Source organism: Nostoc sp. PA-18-2419, from assembly GCF_005869855.1.
GTDB lineage: Bacteria > Cyanobacteriota > Cyanobacteriia > Cyanobacteriales > Nostocaceae > Nostoc.
Genome location: NZ_SZNH01000004.1, coordinates 176,840 through 195,391, shown reverse-complemented (window position 1 = coordinate 195,391; position 18,552 = coordinate 176,840). Strand labels below are relative to the sequence as shown.

The window sequence follows — 18,552 nt, the reverse complement described above, 5'->3', positions numbered from 1 at the left end:
AGCCTCAAACCTGATTGAATCAAAGTCTCAAAATTTAGCTGAGATTATTGTTTTAGTGAGAGTGACAAAACAGGGCTAAGGTATTAACAGTAGGATAAGCTAAACCACATCTAGTTTGCATATCTAAAATTTCTATAACTCTTGTGGAGTGGGCATCTTGCCCGCTCTAATTATGCAAGTTAAATGTGGAACAGCTTAATAGTTACAGCGATTTGGCCTGACATTGATTTTTTCTGAACAAAAACAAATCGCCAAAACGCTGGATTTTTGTGAAAAAACTCGGTTTTTCAGAAGGTTGTCTTCTTAGTGCTGGTGGAGTTGCTATTTGTAAAATTAGTTCTAACAACCAAGGAGCAATACGTTGACACCACACAGCAAGATAACTTTGCCACCCTACTAAAATTTCTGCTGAATTATTTTGCATTCCCGCGACGAGTGCTTGAGCTACTTGTTGGGGAGTCATCGGGATCACCCAGCGAAATAATTTTAAGTCGCGCACCATGTCTGTGTCTGTCAAGGAAGGTAATAATGCAATCACTCGGATATTGTATTGGGCGAGTTCCTGACGTAAAGCTTGGGTAAATCCCAAGATGGCAAATTTGGTAGCTGAGTAAGTCGCCATTGTTGGAGCTGCAACTTTCCCCATCAGACTCGATACATTGATAATTGTTCCTTGCTTTTGGCTGGCCATACGTCGAGCGATCAGACTCGTCAGGTTGTACATTCCTAATAAGTTCACAGAAAGTTCTTCTTGAACTTGGGATAGTTTAGATTGCAAAAACGAGCTTTGATATGCGACTCCGGCACAATTAACCAGCAAATGAATCGGGCCATAGTTGCGCCAAACTTGGGCAATGGCAATATTTACAACTGTTGGCTGAGTCAAATCTAAGGCAACGATCGCAGTCTCGACACCCATCGCCTCAATTTTGTTCGCTATCTCAACTAACTTCTGGCGATCGCGTGCTACCAATATCAGCCGCTTGATGCCTTGTTTAGCTAGTTCAAGGGCGATTGCCCTACCAATACCACGGGAAGCCCCTGTAATTAGAGCTACTTTACCTTGAATCTCCATAGGTTTTATTCTCCAAAATCTAAGTCTTACCAAATTCTTCGTTATTGCCGACAAACACAATCAACAGCTACTCCCTTGTCGGCACAAGATAAGACAAATAAATCAAACTGAAACTAAGCCTTTAGCAACGAGATATTTCTTGGTTAATCTGCAATCCCTCATACATTGTCTATATGAGACAGAAGTTTCTCGTTTTTAACTCGTCAAACCCCAACGTACTTGGCTGAATGCATATAGCTCATAGATTTTACTTCTCCTAGATCCGAGCGCTCATCAGCATCGTTTTCATACACACGTTAGCAATTAAATCAAGTCTTTGCAACATTCTTTAATAAGGATTTTTTAATACCTCTTAACACCAAGCATATATATAGAAAAATTTTTTTAAATAAGTTTTTATAAATAAGTGCGTAGAAATATATCAATTTGCTGACAATTAACACTGGTTTGGGAAAATTATACTCCTTAAGTTATAGAGAAGAAACAAAAAAGACATATAGGCTTTCGACTATGGTTGTAACACTTAAGTTTCTTAGCTATTTCACAAACCTGTATCAGTATATTTACAGAATTAATTTAAATCAAGGTTTTCAATTTATATTTTTAAAATAATAGAAGATAGTTAAATTATTGTCTTTAATGCAAATTACAACAGCATATATATCTGCTAAAACTTATAAAAAAAATGGTAATTTGTTTTGTCTGAGCGTTGAGTTCATCAAAGAAATGTTTGAGACTTGCCTGGTGATACCAAGTTGCTCTCAAAGATAATAGTATTGTGTGATTGCGATTGGAGCGGAGCGCAAGGAAGCAATCTCAGCAGAGCCAAGCTACTAGAACAAAATGCAACTTAGTATAATTACGCTTTTAAATTGCACAGTTACTTCCTAAGTTCGTTGGCTGCTGACGGTTAACTCTCAACCGTCAACAGGAGCCAGTGCGTTGGACAGGTTCCCAAGGCAGTCCGCACAAAGGTGGTTTCCCCAAAGAGGAACTGCCGTCGGCTTGTACCGCTAACACGGGACCCGTAGGGTAGCAACTGGCTCTCAACACGAAAAGATATGCTTTCTTAAATGCTCTTGGCAGCTTACTATCAGTATAACTAAGGTGGTGTAGGGGTAGGTTGAGGATTTGAAGGTCTGACTGACTCAGGAATTACCCCATTCCAGACTTGACTGAATTGATTTTGTGTCAAAGACTGTAAAAGACTGAGCTTTAAAGACTCTTGACTAATAAATTGGGCGTAAGATGGCTGCAAATAAGAGCCGTATTCGGGGTGGTTGAGGAGATTGGTTTCTAAAAAAGCTACGCTTAAGGCGTTGAGATAGGAATAAACAGGAGCAGGATTGGGGCCTATTAAAGCAGGCGGCACAGGTAATACACTATTCCCAGGAGTAGGTTCGGCGATCGCTGAAAAGTGAGTGGCGTTTTCGATCAAAGCGAGATATTTATTGGAGTCAGTTAGCCAGGTGAAAGGGCGAATCTGCTCAAATACAGGTGGGGCAAAAATATCTTGGCTACCAGCTACCAACATTACGGGAATTTTGATTTGACTGATGCTCCCTTGACCCAAAATCGAGCTATCAATAGGATTAATCGCCATAATCGCCTTGATGCGATCGTCTTTGAGTTGGTAATTTTTTGGAGATAACTTAATTGCTTGACACTGCAACAACAGCGACAAATTAAAGTATGAATTGTTAGGATTACAGTCTCGGTAGAGTTGATTAAAGTTAATCGTTGCTCCTGCGAGAGTTAAAACAGTATAACCACCAAAGGACTGACCGATCGCCCCAATTTGCTGAAAATTAAGTTTTCCCTGGAGCGAGGGATCGGATTTGTCCAAACGCTCAAGTTCATTGAGTAAAAATTTGATATCCAAAGGTCGGTTGATAAATTCTGCTGGGTCTGGTGGCCCTGCTAAACCAGCAAAGTATAGCTGAAAGCGTTCGGCATTACTACCAGGGTGTTCCAGTACTGCAACGGCAAAACCATAGGATGTCAGATGTTGAGCTAGGTAAGCAAAGCTAGAGCGATCAGAAGCCAGACCATGAGAAATTACAATCAACGGATACGGGGGTTTTGCTGGGGTTTGTGAATTACCTTCAGGTAAATAGATATCTACTGGGAGACGGCGATTGCGAGAATAGTCATTTAGTTCCAGGGTTTTTTTCTGCCAAGGAAATTTTCCTGCTGATCGCAAATCAGGTAGTTGTGAAAAATTAACGGTTGAATTGGCTGCGGCTGCGGTCGCTTCTTTTTGCAGATAAGCTACAACTTCATCCTTTTTTTTCAACAGTTGTGACAAGTTATCGACTATGCTTAGCCCCTCTGTATAATTCAGCCTGATAGTATTGCTGGGAAATCTCCGCAGCAAATTCACAACTGTTAAGCCTTGTGGATCGGCAGCAGCTATAATCAAAGCTCCACGTATAGCATAGAAACCATTTTGTCGAGATTCAGTTTGGAGTAATTCTCCTATACGTTGTATCACCTCTTCACCTATAGGTGAATAGGTAACCTGAGATACTAAAGTGGGACTGATATTGAAGCGCTGCTGGAGTAGATCCCGCAGTTGGGCGAGTTGTTCGGGAGTGGCGCGGCTGGCATAAAAGGAAAAATCTTGATCGATTTTGCCTTCTTTAGCAAAAGTTTCCAGCGAGTCCACAGACAAAGAGAATTCACCGAAGGGAGGGTAATAAAAGCTAATGCGATCGGCTGCTAATCCCGGAGTAGCAGTCAAAAATGTAGATACGAAACTTAAACCCAGGTATCGCCAAAATTTTTTCATTAGAAAAACCCACTGTCTAACCCCTGTCAAACAAGCATTGTAAGCACGCACAACTGTGACTCCCTACAATCATCTGTATTCTACCCAGTTAAAATCGCTATTAGCAGTAAATTCTTTAGCCAAACGGTATTTAATAAGGCGATAATAGATTATAGAGATCAAAATACTTTTTTATGTCTTTCCCTTGCTGTTCCTCTTGTGTTGTCGTCCTCGCTCAACAACAAGAGCAAAATATCTCCCACCAAAAGCAGTGCCGGGACATGCCAGCTAACTACAGCCAGAATACTGGTAAAAATTCTACTGTGGTTGAAAATGGTCGGGTTGTGGTTAAGCCCTCACAACCACCAACTAATGAGACTTCCAGCTAAAAAGTAAAAAGAGTGCTACATCTGGATAAATTTACACAGAGGTAGGACGCACCTGGAATTGTTGATGATGTCCTACCCTCAGCAGTAACCCACCCGAGATTTAAGTTTCTTAATATAGCTTGAAATATTAGCGCCGACTTACTTAAGCTTGGGTATGAAAATCTTTTTAATTCTGAATTCTTACCTGATTTCATCTAAAGGCAAGACATCGTGAAAGCCATTATAGTCGATGTAACGATGTCCATCCGGTGTTTCGTGGAAGATATCGACAAAGCGATTGTTCCACAAAATTTCCTTAGCACTATAACTATGACGGGCATTGACTATTTGTGCAACTGTTTCATCAATGCCACTCAAAGAAATCATCAGCATAGAATTTGTCTGGATTAGCGATTCTGCTGTCATCCCATATAAAGGACTAAATTCATCAATCACGTGTACCACTGACCAGCTTAAGGAAAAGCTAGGTGTTTGGTTCCGCAGCAGTTGCAAATCATAGATTCGACGCATAAACAGACCTTCTGCTGTGATTTCATCGCGCATTAAATATACTCGCATCTGCGCTTCCAAAATCATGTTGCGGCGCTGATTAGCGGTGCGAAACATCAAAGTCGGTTTGGCATCATGAGCTGTAATTACTGCTACACGGCTAAATATCACACGGGCAGTCGGTCGAGAGAATCGGGCAAATGCAAGTCCGGTCATCAAAGCAATTCCAACTAAACCCATCATCGCTTCAATGGTAACAATGATGTTGGCGTAAGTTGTTTTAGGATACATCGCACCGTAGCCGATGGATGCTAAGGTTTGGACGCTAAAGAAAAAAACATCTAAAAAAGAGCCGGGGCGGGCGTTGGCAATACAATCTCCTCCTACCAAGTAAAATAGGGCGAACAAAGCATTAATAGTTACATAGAACAAAAAAATCAGTATTAAAAAGCCAGTCCAGGGAATTGTTAGCAGCAGATGGTAGGGTTCGCGCCAGTAGGAATACCACACACCCATACCCATAATCTCAAACTTTCCATCTCGAACTTGAATGTGAATACGTGGAAGCAAACGTCGTTGCTGCTTGCGTAAAAGTCGCTTCACTCGAAATTTCATCTGGGGTAGCCGAAAGAACGACAAGTAAATAGTATGACTAGGGTTGAAAAGTAAAGTTTAGTTGCAAAGTCACAACTTGCGAGTGATGAATCGAAATTTCTGGATTACCGCTCTAATTGCCTTTATTAATTCCCCCAGTTTTACAGTTTTAATTCCCATTATCTATCTTTATGGCAAATAATTTGACCTGAGCGATTTTCAGACAAGTTTGTTATTTTCGATTTACTCTATAGCTGGGTTTTTGACGACCTCGGTGATTGCTAAATTATCGGATCGCTTTGGACACAAACTTTTACTAATCACCAGTTTAGACAAAACTGCAATCGCTAACTTGATAGCTGGAAGTACTACAACAGCAGTAATTCTTTTTATTGCTCGACTTTGAGATGGGATCGTCGGCAAAAATACTTCGGTAGCTCAAGCGATTATTTCAGATATTACCATTCCTGAAAAGTTCTAAGGCTTTGGAATTTATGGAGTACCATATAAAATTAGGCTTTGTACTCGGCCCAGTCACTAGCTTGTTAGCACAGCAGATTTCTTTGGGATTTGGATTTATAGTTTCCGGTGCGATCGCATTTGTAGCTTTGTTAATTACAATCTTCTGATTCCCACAAACTCTGCCAATAAAAGCTAATAAAGCTTCATAATTCTATTTAATAAGTAGAGTGATTTATATCTTTAATCTCACATACCCCACTTAAATTATTTACAAAAAAATAGGGCGTGCAATGCTCACCCTAATGATTTATCTGCTAGAAACTTATTTTTAAGATTTTATTTGCTGACCTTTAGAACAGCGGTCAAACCACTCCTGGTATTTTTTCTGATGTGATTCATCTTCAACAGTTATTGTGATTCGCACCTGCTTAGATCCATGATTCTGCTCTAGAGCGATCGCATTCAATAATAAACTAGCAATCTTAGGTGAAGCAAATTCGCCACTAACTGTTAAACCATTATTGAAATGTGTAGCTTCAAGTCTTTCTAGTTCTACTTCACTCAACTCAAGTCCAGAAATTTCTCCTTGACTTAAGTCAATTTCTGCGAGTTGCTTGTATTCGGGGCTGACTTGTTCGACAATCAATTTCTCACGGCGGACAGGAACTTGTACCATCCTGGTTTCGATTTCTTTGCGAACAATTACTTCACCAATTTTCCGCTTCCTGCTTTCAACAACTAGTCGTTCTTCTAGTAAACGAATAATCTTTTCTTCACTAACGTCTTCTAAATTTACTGGCTCAATAGAGTTATTTGTAGTTTGATTAAAAGCTAGTTGTTTAGTTGAGTTTTCTGATATTTCTAAAGGTTTGCGTAAGCGCATCTCATCGTAGACATCGCCTGGTGTTTCTTCTATATATTCAGGCATATATTCTATTTGTGATTGTTCTAAGTCTATAAAAACAGATTTAGTTGGGTTGTCAATTTTTTTGATTCTCTGGCTCTGCACTTGGAATAAAGAAGCATGTTTCTGGGCTAAATGGTGACCCGATTCTCTAATTTGTTGATTCACCTGGTTAGAGATAACTAAGTTTAGCCGATGATCAGCATCTACAATTAAATCCTGAACCTTTCCTACTAGCTCACCTTGACTATCAAATACAACAAAATTATTTACCTTATTTTTTAAACTTGCCAGTAAGTTGTGAGTGCGACTATTCGAGTTTTTCTGCCCAGTATTGTTTGCCATCGGATAGCTATTCAATATGCAAAATTTATCAACTGCTTTGTTGTAAAAGAGACTAGAGATTGTCAAAGAGTATTTTTAATTTTTATCCCTAGTCCCTGTTCCCGGAGTGTGCCGAGCTCCGAAGGCAAATATTAGGAATTAGTTAGAGTTCTTCAACCGGAAGATTAGGAGCATTCACTTCTAACTCTTCACGACGTACAGTTTCTTGAGCTTCAACTGTGTCATGGTCTACCACTTTTCTAACTCTGACTTCTTCGCGCAAAACTGCTTCTTTGCGAATATCAGGAGTTTCTTCATAGAGTTCCACGCGAGCAACATTACCTTCACGGAAGTTTGCTTCACGTGCAGAAACAGGTGTACCTGCATCAGCAGGAGTTACACGCTCAATCACAACTCGCTCTTTTTCTATTGGAACTGCGACTCGTGCAGTGTCAGTTTCAACACGTTTACCGATTGTTACTTCTCCAGTTTTGCGGCGTTGTTTGCTAGCAATTAGTCTTTCTTCATACAATCTTAAAGTTTGATGGTCTTGCTCATTTATATTGTATAAAGATGGCTCATTTTCGTATGTGTAACTATCACGGTTGTAATTAGGAGTTGTATAGCTTGTATCTACTGGTGTTGTATCTAGTGGTGCTGACGCTTCTAGAGAGCGGGTATAGTTTTCCGGGCGACGATATATTCCACGCACCCGTTCTTCATAGTCGTAGTCAAGCGCTTGGCGTTCATCGAATTCAGGTAAATCTTCTGCTTGTTCTCTAGTTAAGCCAATGGTATAGACGCGATCAGCATTATAATCAACATTGGCACGACCAATTGGTAGTAGTACTTTTTTACCAAAAATCCAAAAGCCCAAGTCAACAACTAGATAGCGGAAATGCCCTTCTTCATCAACTAAAACATCGTTGACAGTGCCAACTTTTTCATCAGTTCCTTGTGTATAGACCCCAAGTCCCTTAATATCACGACCTTCAAAGCTATCACGATAGCTAGGTTCAAAATCTTCTAATTTATAAAGAACCATTTGATACCTCAAAAATTTAATTTACATTTCCTTATTAATAGGTTAAACATTTTTATACTTAATTTACCTCCTTCTGTCGAAAGAACTTTAATTAAAAGTCAATTATCAAAAGTTATAGCTATTTTTTATAGAGGGCTACTATTTGATTGCGTGAAAACATAGGTAGGGAGCCAGCCTTGTAACAGCAGGTTTGCCGACTTTACTAGATTGGCGTTGTGTTCACGCCTTTTAGTAGGGCATCAAATTCTTGATAATCGTGCTTTGCGGATTTTGTCCTAACACACCCTACAGTACCTAATTCTATTTAAAAATAAAATAAGAATCTTATATTATTTTTAATTTTTCTTATAAACATTAAAATACAGGCAGAGATAAAAATTAACTGTGCCTGCATGAATTATGGATATAAATCTATCTGACTCTATTAACCCACTACTTACATCACAATACAGTTAACAGTTGGCAAATCTCTTTTTAACTGATAACTGTTCAATTTTAAACAGTTTCATCTCTAGTAGTATTAGTTTGTTGCACATGCAGTTCTCCAGCAGTATCGACATTTAACTCTTCTCGCCGAACAGTATCTTGTGCTTCTACAATGTCCTGTTCTACTACTTTCTTAACTCTCACTTCTTCACGCACAAAGGCTTCTTTACGTATTTCAGGTGTTTCTTCGTAGACTTCTATACGTGCTACCTCTCCCTCTTGAAACTTAAGTTCATTAGTATTTACAACAGTTCCTATTTGTGTTGGTAGAACTCGCTCAATTAAAATTCGTTCTTTTTGAATAGGTACTGTAACACGTGCGGTTTCTGTTTCAATATGCTTACCAAGAGCAACTTCTCCAGTTTTGATCCGATGCTTATTAGCAATTAATCGTTCTTCATAAAGTCTAAAAGTTTGATGATATTGATCATTTAACTCGTATAAAGCTGGTTCTTTCTGGTAATTGTATGTTTTGTTATCTGTAACGCCATCGGTTGAAGAACGAAATACGCTACGTACTTTTTCTTCGTAATCGTTATCAACGTTTCCTATTTCTTGATACTCAGGTAATCTTTCAATTTGGTCTCTACTTAGCTCATTGAGATAAACGCGTCTTGATGAATAATTAATCTGGGAAAGACCAACTGGTAGTAATATTTTTTTATTAACAGAATCTACATTGGTGTCAATAATTAAATACCGAAAACGACCATCATCATCAACTAAAACATCAACAACTAAACCGACTCTCTCTCCTCCCTCAGTATAAACATCAAGTGCTTTAACTTCATCTCCACCAAAAGTTTCTCGATAATTTGGGTCAAATTGTTCAAGTTTGTGAAGAGGCATATGCTATTTCCAAGTTATTTAGAGTGTTTATTGACTACTTTAAAAAATATTGTATTGAATCTCCTCTTGCTGGCGGCTGAATTAAATAGAGATATTTCTTAGTGTATAGTTCATACTCTATAACGCCAAAATTAAAATTTAATACTAAAGATAATCAGTAGAAATATAACTAAAGTTATAAAAAACCTTTGAATCTCCGATTTATTTAAGAAATCGGGGATTTTGTCTTTAGTCAATGACTAAGAAAATATCTTTTGTACTGAAAAGTAAGTATATTATTTACACTAAAATTTAGTGATATTGTTGATCTGGTAAATTATTTTGCCAAGTATCCAATAGCTTTTGCCATCAAACGAATGATAATTGTTATAAGTAAGTGAATTATTATAATCAGCTTAAAAAAATATACATTTTAGCTTATTAAATCTACTGAAATTAAAAACTAATTAAGCATTTTGAGAATACAATATGCTTGAGTACTTATTCAAATCAACCTTATCCATCTTCACGATATAGTTAACAGTTATAGCCATCAAGAGAATTTAATCTCTAATTCTCTGTCTCAAATTTTAACTAAAGCGATCGCCTTATTTAAAAGCGGTAATAATTACTGAGACATCTTATTAAATATTGTGTCAATGTAAACGCATCTACACCTAATTCGGTACGCTCTTCGGCTGCTAAAATACCTGCTTGGGAATGCCACCAAGCAGCAGTTGCAGCAATATCTTCTACTGGAATCTGTTTAGTCACCGCTTGTGCGAGCAATCCACTTAGTAGTCCAGTTAACACGTCACCACTACCGCCACGTGCTAGAGCTGGTGTACTTTCTCCAACAATCCAAACTTCGTTTTGGGCATTGGCTATGGCAGTTCTTGCACCTTTTAACAATATTACTGCCCCACTTTGGGCTGCTCCTTCTCGTACTGCTTTGAGGCGATCGCGTTTCGCATCGGCAAGCTGTGGAAATAATCGCTGGAATTCACCTGCGTGGGGTGTAAGTATGGTTACTGCTTGGCGTTTTTCTAAAGTGGGGATAGTTCCGATTTGGGCGAGTATATTTAAACCATCGGCATCGAGAACCAAAGGAACATCGCTTTCTATCACCTCTTGTACAATTGGAGTGGCATCTGTTGTTAAACCCGGGCCACAAGCGATCGCACTAAAGGAACTCAGATTCGTTTTTGCAGGTAGTTGCAATTGGGCAATTGCTCCGGTTTCTGTTTCTGGACAACCGACAATCAGCGCTTCTGGCAAATGGGACACCAAAAGAGATTTCAGCGATTCTGGTACAGCAACCGAAAGCATCCCTACACCACTACCCCGCGCACCCAAACCACTTAAAATTGCTCCACCTGCATAGCGCCGCGAACCACAAATCAGTAGTAAATGTCCTTCCTTATATTTGTGGGTAACTAATGGACGGGGTAAAGGTAGAGTTGAAAGTGCGGTTTTTGGTGTAATGCGTTTAATTCTGGGTACATCTCCCACAACAGCTTGTACATCAGCCAAAGGAATATCAAAATCGATTAATTCAGCTTTGCCGAGATATTCTAGCGCCTGGTCTTGCAAGAAAGCCAACTTCCATACACCCAAGCAAAACGTCTGAGTCGCCCGAATCGCAGTTCCCAATACTTCGCCTGTGTCGGTGTGCAACCCCGAAGGTAAATCGATACTCAAAATTGGCACAGACAATTCATTTAGCCGATTGATTGCAGAGGCGATGGGATCGGTGAGGTTTTTTTCTAAACCAAATCCAAACAATCCATCAATCAATAAATCCGAATCTGGCAATTGCTCAATCTCTTGATAAACTCGAATGCCCAAACTCTGAGCATACTGCAAGTGTTGGGAAGTTAATTCCTTAAGCTTAGAGAAAGGAGAATAAATCCAAATTTGATAACCGTGAAAATGTAATTCACGCGCTACTACCAAAGCATCTCCCCCATTATGACCGGGGCCGACGAGAATGCCGACACGGAGATTTGAGGAGGGTGAGGGAGTAAATTCTTGCTTTTTTGGGGGGTTTGGGTAAATATTTTGAATGCGACGGGCAATTAATCCCGCCACCTTTTCCATTAAAGCTACTACAGGCATTCCTGCTGCAAAGATTCGCGCTTCAATATCGCGCATTTGCTCAGCAGTTACTACCACTTGTGAAATTTGTTCTTGCCTATCTGACATCAGTGCTGAGTGCTGAGTGCTGAGTGCTGAGTGAGGAGTTGATGAATTTTATTTTACTGCAAATGACAAATGACAAACTTGTTCACTTTCCATAATAGACTCTGGCATTACGGTATCCTGTATTTCGCAGATATTTGTTCCATTCTTGTGCTTGTACTCGGTCAGCGAAAGGCCCTACTGCTACGTGTGGTCCTCGTGGTTGCGTTCTTTCGAGGACTCCGCCAGAGCGTCCTAAATCTTGGCTGAATCGGGCTAAATTCTGTCTAATTTGAGCGGCGATCCCAGGTAAATCTTGTAAAGTAGTGGGAATGATAACGTAATATCTAGAGACTTTGGTAACATTTCTATTATTGCGATCGCTAATAAAATCTCTATTATTTCTATCAAAAGAGGCTATTTCTTGTCCGTTAGCAAAGCTGATAATTCGTGCACTAGAAATGCCTCGTGACTGTAGCTGATAAACCCTTTGTTGGGCGTTAGATGCTGTGCTAAAAACTCCGGATTGAATTACATTACGTCCTTGGTATTCTCGAATGTAAGCACTGGGTTCAAGCTGACGTATTTCTTGTAAGGTTTGGTAATCATTAGCATCAACGTAAACTAAGTAGCGTTCAAAGTTTTGGTTATATTGACTCAACTGTGGTCGTTGAGAAGGCTGAAAGTTCTGCTGGGGTTGATAAGTTTGTGGTGGTTCAGAGGGCTGAAAGTTCTGCTCAGGTTGATAAGTTTGTGCTGGTTCTGCTGGCGGTAACTGTGGTGATTCTTGACCAAAGATAACTGGTGGTGGTAAAGTTTCAACTTGTTGAGCCAGTAGCAGGTTGCTGTTGGAAATTTGTGCTTCTGCTGGGATAGAGTCGGCAAGCAGCATTAAATATCCTCCTATTAATAAAGAGAATATCTGAAATTGAATAAATTGACTTGGTATTTTACTAGACATATTAGTTAGAAAGTAATCTAAATATTTTTAGGCAATTGCTGTCAGGAACTAACTAGTTTGCTGTTGTAGCAACTATATAGCGTTAGTGATAACTTACCTCATTTAGGTTCTAAACAATACATCTGTTACTAATCTTAGATGAGCAAGCGAGCAACAACTCTCTAATTGATTGTTACTCAACTGAAATGCTTTACCAGCAAGGCTTTGAAGAGTCTATGCTACAATTGGACAACCACGCAACTACCGTGTTGGGTTTGTATGAAAAAAGTCGTCGTTGGTCTTTCTGGTGGTGTTGACAGTTCCACCGCCGCTGCTATCCTGAACCATCAGGGCTATGAAGTAATTGGTTTGACTCTTTGGCTAATGAAAGGCAAAGGTCAATGTTGCTCTGAAGGCATGATCGACGCGGCTGGTATTTGTGAACAACTGGGCATTCCCCATGAGGTTGTGGATATTCGGGATGTCTTCCAAACAAATATTGTTGATTTCTTGGTGACTGGTTACAGTGCTGGGATCACGCCTTTACCTTGCTCTCAGTGCAATAAAACGGTAAAGTTTGGCCCAATGGTGCAATATGCCCGCGAACATTTGGGGTGCGATCGCATTGCCACTGGTCATTATGCGCGAATTAACTATGATGAAGCTACTGGGCGTTATCAGTTATTACGAGCTGTTGACAGCAACAAAGATCAGTCTTATTTTCTCTATGATTTGTCTCAAGATTTACTAAAGGCAAGTATCTTTCCTTTAGGGGAATTGGAAAAAACTGATACCCGTCGGATTGCTGCTGAATATGGTTTAAAAACTGCTGATAAACCAGAAAGTCAAGACTTGTGCTTAGTAGAAAGTAACGGTTCTATGCGGGCATTTCTGGATAAATATTTAGCTCCCAAAACAGGCGATATTGTGGATACCACTGGCAAAGTTTTGGGACAGCATGATGGTGTGCATCACTACACAATTGGACAGCGCAAAGGCTTGGGAATTGCTGCTGCCCAGCCGCTATATGTGATTGAATTAGATGCAGTGAATAATCGAGTTGTTGTTGGCGATCGCACTTTGGTAACTCAGCCAGAATGTAGTGTGGCGCAAGTAAATTGGGTTTCTATCGCCGAACCATCTAGTCCAATTCATGCCCAAGTGCAAATTCGCTATCGTTCCACACCTACACCAGTGACGGTGATTCCTCTGGAAAACTCCCGCGTGCGTTTGGTGTTTGATGAACCTCAATTCAGCATCACACCCGGACAAGCTGCGGTGTGGTATGACAAAGAAAAAGTGTTAGGTGGCGGAATTATCGAACAGTTTAATTAATAGTTCATCCAGAGACGTTGCAGTGCAACGTCTCTATTATTATGCCAAGGAATCATTTTCAGAATTGCGATTCTGTAAAATATCAAGAATAGCGAATTTTATTGCGGAAGATCATAGACTAATAAATTATCAAACGATACATTACTTCCAGAACTACTAAACCCTACACGTCCCGATATCGGCACATTAGTTGTTGCTTGTCCGATTAACTGACTATTCTTCCACACATCAATCGTAGACCCGACTTGTTTTAGTTCAAGATGATCCCATTTGCCAGCCTGTATTGGTGAAGTAAATACTCCAAGCGTTGTCAAAGCTCCATTTTTCACAGTAAATATTCCATTAGATCCTCTACGATTAACTAAACTAAAATTTATATAAGAAAAATTATTTAAATCTTTATAATTAAAAACTATCGAATAATCTCCTGTAGTACTAGGAGAATTAACTTGAGCATCTACCTTTAAATTGAAATTAGTAGAAATAGTTTTTTGATGAAGAGTGAGGTTAGTAGCCACCGAGCCATTTGATTGTACAGGTGATGCCAGATCGTAACGTTCTAAACGGCGAAGCCACGCCCCTCCTGTTATTACCTCAAATGGATCTATTGTTGAAGTGAATGGATCTCTTATGTTGAGAGTACCGACGCTACTAATCTTCGCGTAATTTGAGTCTTTAAAACCAACTCGAACATCATCAATATAAAGTACTCGAGTGTTTAATGTCGAAGCTTGAGGTTTGGTTTTCCAATCGAATTTATAAATCCCAAATTTTAGATAAGGATAAAGATCGTCATTATATCGATTAGGACCTACTTGATTAACCTTCTTAACACCATCTCGCCATACTTCAATTAATCCGGTATTATCAAGTGCCCATCGAATATGAACAACAATATTTGTCCAACGATTACGCTTGATATCTCCTAAATCATAGCCTAATTGACCATCAAATTTGTTTTGATCACCAATTTTTTTCAGCTGCCATCGATTTGTAATATTAATTTTGTTATTTGAAACCCATAAATTAAGCGATGGCATTTGCCAAGACTCCCCTTTATCAGGAAGATCATGCCACTGGGCGATAATTTCACGAGACTCTTCTGGTGTGTAGTCTTGTGGAAACAGATAATTAAGGTTAAACCACATCTCTTGCTGCGAAAGAAAAGTTGTTTTTGCTTCCACTCTTCTACTTGTTGCTACATCAGAATCGGTTCTTCTTAGCTCAAATCGTGCTCCGTAACTCCCATGCCGAGTAATTATAGGTACTGTAGAAAATGAATGAGAACAACAAGATTCAAGCTTTAAGCCGCTACCTAAACCGTTTTCAAAATCACCATCAAACGCTGGTGGTTGTTGGGCAACTGCTAAATCTTGAGCAGTTAAAAGAGAAAGTGCGATCGCAAATGTACGCAAGTAGTGAAGAGAAGGTAAGCGTAAATTAATCATTTAGTAGGTTCTATTGTATGGTTTGATTCCTAGTGATGTTACCACAATACTTATGCCTATTTAAGCTGACTTTTTACGGAATATCGCATTGCAGGTCGATGCATTGGCATTGCAGGTCGATGCATTGGCATTGCAGGTCGATGCATTGGCATTGCAGGTCGATGCATTGGCATTGCAGGTCGATGCATTGGCATTGCAGGTCGATGTATTGGCATAACTGCTCAACACACTTAGTCCTGGATTTCTCACACTTTCCACACTCCCGACACTCTTGTGAGAAATCCGGGTTAGTTTATACCAGCGTAGTCTTTGCACAGAAGGTGAGGTTTGTCCAACTCACGTTCTGTAACAGTTATGACTTGAAGCGTATTTCATCCAAACAAGGACTGCCATAACTTGGAATTTTGAGCTTGTAAACTCAGAATGCCGAGATGAGAACTTGGAATGTTGCATGAGAGTCTATAACTTTTGTGTAGACATTATCTGCTTGAAAGAAAGGGTAAAGCGGATACATTTTCTACACACAGAGATACTACTTTCATAAAGTTTGCTAGAAGTCGTGTTATTTATGATTGTCATAATTAAAACAACTGACTCTCAATCATCAATGGTGAACTCTACCCTTGTTCTCACACTCTATGTCAACCCAATGACAGGGAATGATACTAATATTGGTTCCCGGTTAAGTCCGTTTAAAAGCTTCACCCGTGCTTTAAAAGTAACCAAAATCCCGACAATCGTTCATTTAGGAGCTGGGACTTACAGCGTCGCTAGTGGCGAGGTATTTCCTCTAATTATCCGTGGAGGAGTGAAGGTGGTAGGTAATGAAGCTAACAAAGGAGCAGGGATTGTAATTTCTGGGGGTGGCGAGTATAAAAGTGACAGCTTCGGGATGCAAAATATCGCGCTGCTGTTATTAGAAAATGCCAGTGTTGTAGGTATAACTGTCAGCAATCCCTCGACAAAAGGTACTGGTATTTGGATTGAATCGGCTGCACCTACTTTAGCCAACAATACTTTGAGTAACTGTGGACGGGAAGGTGTGTTTGCCACTGGCACTGCTCAACCAACTATTTTGGATAATGTATTTGTGCAAAACACTGCCAGCGGGTTAGTGATGGCAGGTCATAGCCAGGGAGAAGTTTTAGGGAATGTATTTCAAAGAAACCCTTTGGGGATAGTAGTAAGTGATTTTGCGGCGGCGGCGATCGCCAATAATAAACTATCAGAAAATCGCACGGCGATCGCACTTTCTCGCAATGCCCGTCCTGTGCTGCGTCAAAATGTGATTATTAAAAATACCCAAGGAGGTCTGTTAGTCAATGGCAATGCAGTCCCCGATTTAGGTAGTAGCGACGATCCCGGTGACAATATTTTTCGTGATAATGGTGAATTTGATTTACACAATTTGACTACACAAAAGCTTGTTTGTGCAGGTAATCAGTTGAATTCTGCTCTAGTCAAGGGATTGGTAGAATTGCTCGCAAGCAAAGAGGAGGCGGGGAATTTATCACAAACAGTCACCGCATCAGAGCCTCAGAGCGTTATTGCATCTCTTCAACTAGATGACCATTGGGCAGACCCGTTTATTCAGGCATTGCTGAGTATGGATTTAATTCACGGTTTTGTCGGTGGTAACTATGAGCCAGATAAACTGATGACTCGCGCTCAGTATGCGGCTTTAGTGGCGGTTGCTTTTCAGCCGACTGCTAAATGCTCAGCACCGGATTTTACGGATGTAACTCAGGATTTTTGGGCGTATGATGCTATTCAAATTGCGGCTAAGGGTGGTTTTGTTGGCGGATTTAGCGATCGCACTTTCCGCCCGGATCAAAATGTGCAACGGCTACAGGTGATTGTCTCTTTAGTTAACGGACTCGGATTACTACAGACTGCTAACAATTTACAAGTGTATAGCGATCGTCATACCATTCCTGAATATGCTCAAAAAGCTGTTGCTACTGCAACACATCAAAGAATAATTGTCAACTACCCAGACCCGAAACTGCTTGCGCCATTACGTCCGGCAACATGCGCTGAAGTTGTAGCGATGGTTTATCAGGCTTTAGTCGCCATTGGACGGGCATCTGCGATTAAATCAGCGAACAATAAACAGTTATCAGCGATTTAATGGGGATTTGTAGGGCTTGGATGGATACTATGTACGGTAGGGGCACACAGGTATTAGGGGCGCTAAGCCTTGCGCCCCTAAGATGGGATATTTTTTAACTGGAAGTCTGTTAGTAATAACAATAACTATAAAATCACTCTATAGACACTTGCATCTGAAAATTTGGCAAGTAGAATAGGAAACACTGCCTATTGACTTGAAAACTCTGGGAAAAACCATGTAGTTAAAAGCACGATAGGCTATATGCGATGGGTGAAAATTTTAAACCTATTGCCAAAAGCTAACTGCCGCATGTTAACACCACTTCCGGACACTTCTGCCAATTTGGCGATCGCCTTATTAATTCACTACAGTTTTGATCTCAGTGGGTATAGTGCCAATGAGCTAGTTGAACGTTGGCAAGCAGAATACCCGCTCAATTGGCTACACTTGGCAGTGATTGAAGCACTATATCAAGGTCGTTATAAAGCGGTTTCTGTGCAGCAAATCTTAGTATTTTGGCAGCGCCGGGAACAGGCTACATATCATTTCAATATGGAATTTGAACGGATGATTTGTAGCAAGTTTCCCCAAAGCCTAACCTCATCGGCTGCGCCAGCCCTACCGCCAGCCAAGATAAACCCGACTTTAGAGAAAGTAACGAAGCCTCAATTACCGCCTGGGAAAGTTAGCAATGGTCATAAAACAAGTAGTACTACAACTCTACAATTAAAGGGTTACGAACAAAAGACATCTTCGGCTGAAGATAAGCAGGAAGCTAGGGAGAATAAAAGCCCTCTCAGACTTACCCCTGCTGGTGACTCAGCTTCTTTAGCAACGCTTCAGTTAGCGCCTGCTGTCAGCCAAAGGCAAAATTCACCAGAAAGTGCATCGCCAGTCTCTCCTCAACGGCCAAAACTGCTACCCCCTGCGGCTATTCGTCCGCCAATAGGGCAATTTACCCCAGAAAAAAGCGATCGCTCTGAGTCTTTCACGTCTAAACTCAAAGCGATGTCTGAAGAGCAGGAAGTAGAGAGTAAAGAATGGGGAATAGGGAATGGGTAATGGGAAAGAGAAAATACCTCTTCCCCAATTAGCAATTACTAATCACCAAAAAGACCAACCATATTGTAAGTAATTAGCCGAACTTGATATTAGTTGTGAATTCTCAA

General features: G+C 40.2%; 15 protein-coding genes. 6 read left to right on the top strand and 9 right to left on the bottom strand.

Annotation, left to right across the window (positions count from 1 at the left end):
* Positions 1–202 precede the first annotated feature (202 nt).
* A complete protein-coding gene (locus FCR06_RS06385) occupies positions 203–1,075 on the bottom strand; it encodes an SDR family NAD(P)-dependent oxidoreductase (protein ID WP_138498004.1) in 873 nt (290 codons plus the stop codon).
* 1,102 nt (positions 1,076–2,177) lie between these two features.
* Entirely contained in the window at positions 2,178–3,866 is a 1,689-nt protein-coding gene (locus FCR06_RS06380; protein ID WP_138498003.1) for an alpha/beta hydrolase, read from the bottom strand.
* Between the two features lie 173 nt (positions 3,867–4,039).
* On the opposite strand from FCR06_RS06380, the gene FCR06_RS06375 reads away from it, so the two are divergent.
* A complete protein-coding gene (locus FCR06_RS06375; protein ID WP_138498002.1) occupies positions 4,040–4,234 on the top strand; it encodes a hypothetical protein in 195 nt (64 codons plus the stop codon).
* Positions 4,235–4,414: 180 nt separating this feature from the next.
* Here the strand turns inward: FCR06_RS06375 and FCR06_RS06370 are convergent, their stop codons facing one another.
* Positions 4,415–5,338, bottom strand: a complete 924-nt coding sequence (locus FCR06_RS06370) for an ion channel (RefSeq protein ID WP_138498001.1) — start codon at positions 5,336–5,338, stop codon at positions 4,415–4,417.
* Positions 5,339–5,811: 473 nt separating this feature from the next.
* On the opposite strand from FCR06_RS06370, the gene FCR06_RS34185 reads away from it, so the two are divergent.
* Positions 5,812–5,946 (top strand): hypothetical protein, encoded by a 135-nt coding sequence (locus tag FCR06_RS34185; protein WP_262984648.1) that lies wholly within the window; start codon positions 5,812–5,814, stop codon positions 5,944–5,946.
* Positions 5,947–6,107: 161 nt separating this feature from the next.
* Here FCR06_RS34185 and FCR06_RS06360 read toward each other — a convergent pair whose 3' ends face one another.
* From FCR06_RS06360 to FCR06_RS06340, 5 genes are all read right to left on the bottom strand, one after another.
* Positions 6,108–7,028 carry a YsnF/AvaK domain-containing protein gene (locus tag FCR06_RS06360; RefSeq protein WP_138498000.1) on the bottom strand — a complete coding sequence of 307 codons (921 nt, stop codon included), beginning with the start codon at positions 7,026–7,028 and terminating at the stop codon, positions 6,108–6,110.
* Between the two features lie 142 nt (positions 7,029–7,170).
* On the bottom strand, positions 7,171–8,052 hold the full coding sequence (locus tag FCR06_RS06355; protein ID WP_138497999.1) for a DUF2382 domain-containing protein: 882 nt from the start codon (positions 8,050–8,052) through the stop codon (positions 7,171–7,173).
* A gap of 495 nt (positions 8,053–8,547) precedes the next feature.
* Entirely contained in the window at positions 8,548–9,387 is an 840-nt protein-coding gene (locus FCR06_RS06350; RefSeq protein ID WP_138497998.1) for a YsnF/AvaK domain-containing protein, read from the bottom strand.
* A gap of 591 nt (positions 9,388–9,978) precedes the next feature.
* On the bottom strand, positions 9,979–11,571 hold the full coding sequence (locus FCR06_RS06345; protein ID WP_138497997.1) for an NAD(P)H-hydrate dehydratase: 1,593 nt from the start codon (positions 11,569–11,571) through the stop codon (positions 9,979–9,981).
* Between the two features lie 82 nt (positions 11,572–11,653).
* A complete protein-coding gene (locus tag FCR06_RS06340) occupies positions 11,654–12,439 on the bottom strand; it encodes a hypothetical protein (RefSeq protein WP_223280048.1) in 786 nt (261 codons plus the stop codon).
* Positions 12,440–12,766: 327 nt separating this feature from the next.
* Here FCR06_RS06340 and mnmA point away from each other — a divergent pair, with 327 nt between their 5' ends.
* The gene (gene mnmA, locus FCR06_RS06335; protein WP_138497995.1) at positions 12,767–13,822 is read left to right on the top strand and encodes a tRNA 2-thiouridine(34) synthase MnmA; all 1,056 of its coding nucleotides are present in this window, start codon (positions 12,767–12,769) and stop codon (positions 13,820–13,822) included.
* 98 nt (positions 13,823–13,920) lie between these two features.
* On the opposite strand, the gene FCR06_RS06330 is transcribed toward mnmA, so the two are convergent.
* Positions 13,921–15,270, bottom strand: a complete 1,350-nt coding sequence (locus tag FCR06_RS06330) for a polysaccharide lyase (RefSeq protein WP_138497994.1) — start codon at positions 15,268–15,270, stop codon at positions 13,921–13,923.
* Positions 15,271–15,358: 88 nt separating this feature from the next.
* Between FCR06_RS06330 and FCR06_RS34180 the strand changes: the two genes are divergently transcribed.
* The 3 genes from FCR06_RS34180 (at position 15,359) to FCR06_RS06320 (ending at position 18,445) form a co-directional block, all read left to right on the top strand.
* Complete coding sequence (locus tag FCR06_RS34180) at positions 15,359–15,487, top strand: hypothetical protein (protein WP_262984647.1); 129 nt, start codon at positions 15,359–15,361, stop codon at positions 15,485–15,487.
* Between the two features lie 390 nt (positions 15,488–15,877).
* A complete protein-coding gene (locus tag FCR06_RS06325; protein ID WP_138498103.1) occupies positions 15,878–17,401 on the top strand; it encodes a DUF1565 domain-containing protein in 1,524 nt (507 codons plus the stop codon).
* Between the two features lie 291 nt (positions 17,402–17,692).
* Positions 17,693–18,445: a hypothetical protein gene (locus FCR06_RS06320; RefSeq protein ID WP_138497993.1), complete on the top strand. Its 753-nt coding sequence runs from the start codon at positions 17,693–17,695 to the stop codon at positions 18,443–18,445.
* Positions 18,446–18,552 lie beyond the last annotated feature (107 nt).

Excerpts from the sequence above, each read along its gene's own strand:
- FCR06_RS06340 (WP_223280048.1), bottom strand. The coding sequence starts at position 12,439 with ATGCTGCTTGCCGACTCTATCCCAGCAGAAGCACAAATTTCCAACAGC.
- FCR06_RS06320 (WP_138497993.1), top strand. The coding sequence starts at position 17,693 with ATGTTAACACCACTTCCGGACACTTCTGCCAATTTGGCGATCGCCTTA.
- FCR06_RS34185 (WP_262984648.1), top strand. The coding sequence starts at position 5,812 with ATGGAGTACCATATAAAATTAGGCTTTGTACTCGGCCCAGTCACTAGC.
- mnmA (WP_138497995.1), top strand. The coding sequence starts at position 12,767 with ATGAAAAAAGTCGTCGTTGGTCTTTCTGGTGGTGTTGACAGTTCCACC.
- FCR06_RS06360 (WP_138498000.1), bottom strand. The coding sequence starts at position 7,028 with ATGGCAAACAATACTGGGCAGAAAAACTCGAATAGTCGCACTCACAAC.
- FCR06_RS06350 (WP_138497998.1), bottom strand. The coding sequence starts at position 9,387 with ATGCCTCTTCACAAACTTGAACAATTTGACCCAAATTATCGAGAAACT.
- FCR06_RS06375 (WP_138498002.1), top strand. The coding sequence starts at position 4,040 with ATGTCTTTCCCTTGCTGTTCCTCTTGTGTTGTCGTCCTCGCTCAACAA.
- FCR06_RS06385 (WP_138498004.1), bottom strand. The coding sequence starts at position 1,075 with ATGGAGATTCAAGGTAAAGTAGCTCTAATTACAGGGGCTTCCCGTGGT.
- FCR06_RS06370 (WP_138498001.1), bottom strand. The coding sequence starts at position 5,338 with ATGAAATTTCGAGTGAAGCGACTTTTACGCAAGCAGCAACGACGTTTG.
- FCR06_RS06345 (WP_138497997.1), bottom strand. The coding sequence starts at position 11,571 with ATGTCAGATAGGCAAGAACAAATTTCACAAGTGGTAGTAACTGCTGAG.
- FCR06_RS06380 (WP_138498003.1), bottom strand. The coding sequence starts at position 3,866 with ATGAAAAAATTTTGGCGATACCTGGGTTTAAGTTTCGTATCTACATTT.
- FCR06_RS06355 (WP_138497999.1), bottom strand. The coding sequence starts at position 8,052 with ATGGTTCTTTATAAATTAGAAGATTTTGAACCTAGCTATCGTGATAGC.
- FCR06_RS06325 (WP_138498103.1), top strand. The coding sequence starts at position 15,878 with ATGGTGAACTCTACCCTTGTTCTCACACTCTATGTCAACCCAATGACA.
- FCR06_RS06330 (WP_138497994.1), bottom strand. The coding sequence starts at position 15,270 with ATGATTAATTTACGCTTACCTTCTCTTCACTACTTGCGTACATTTGCG.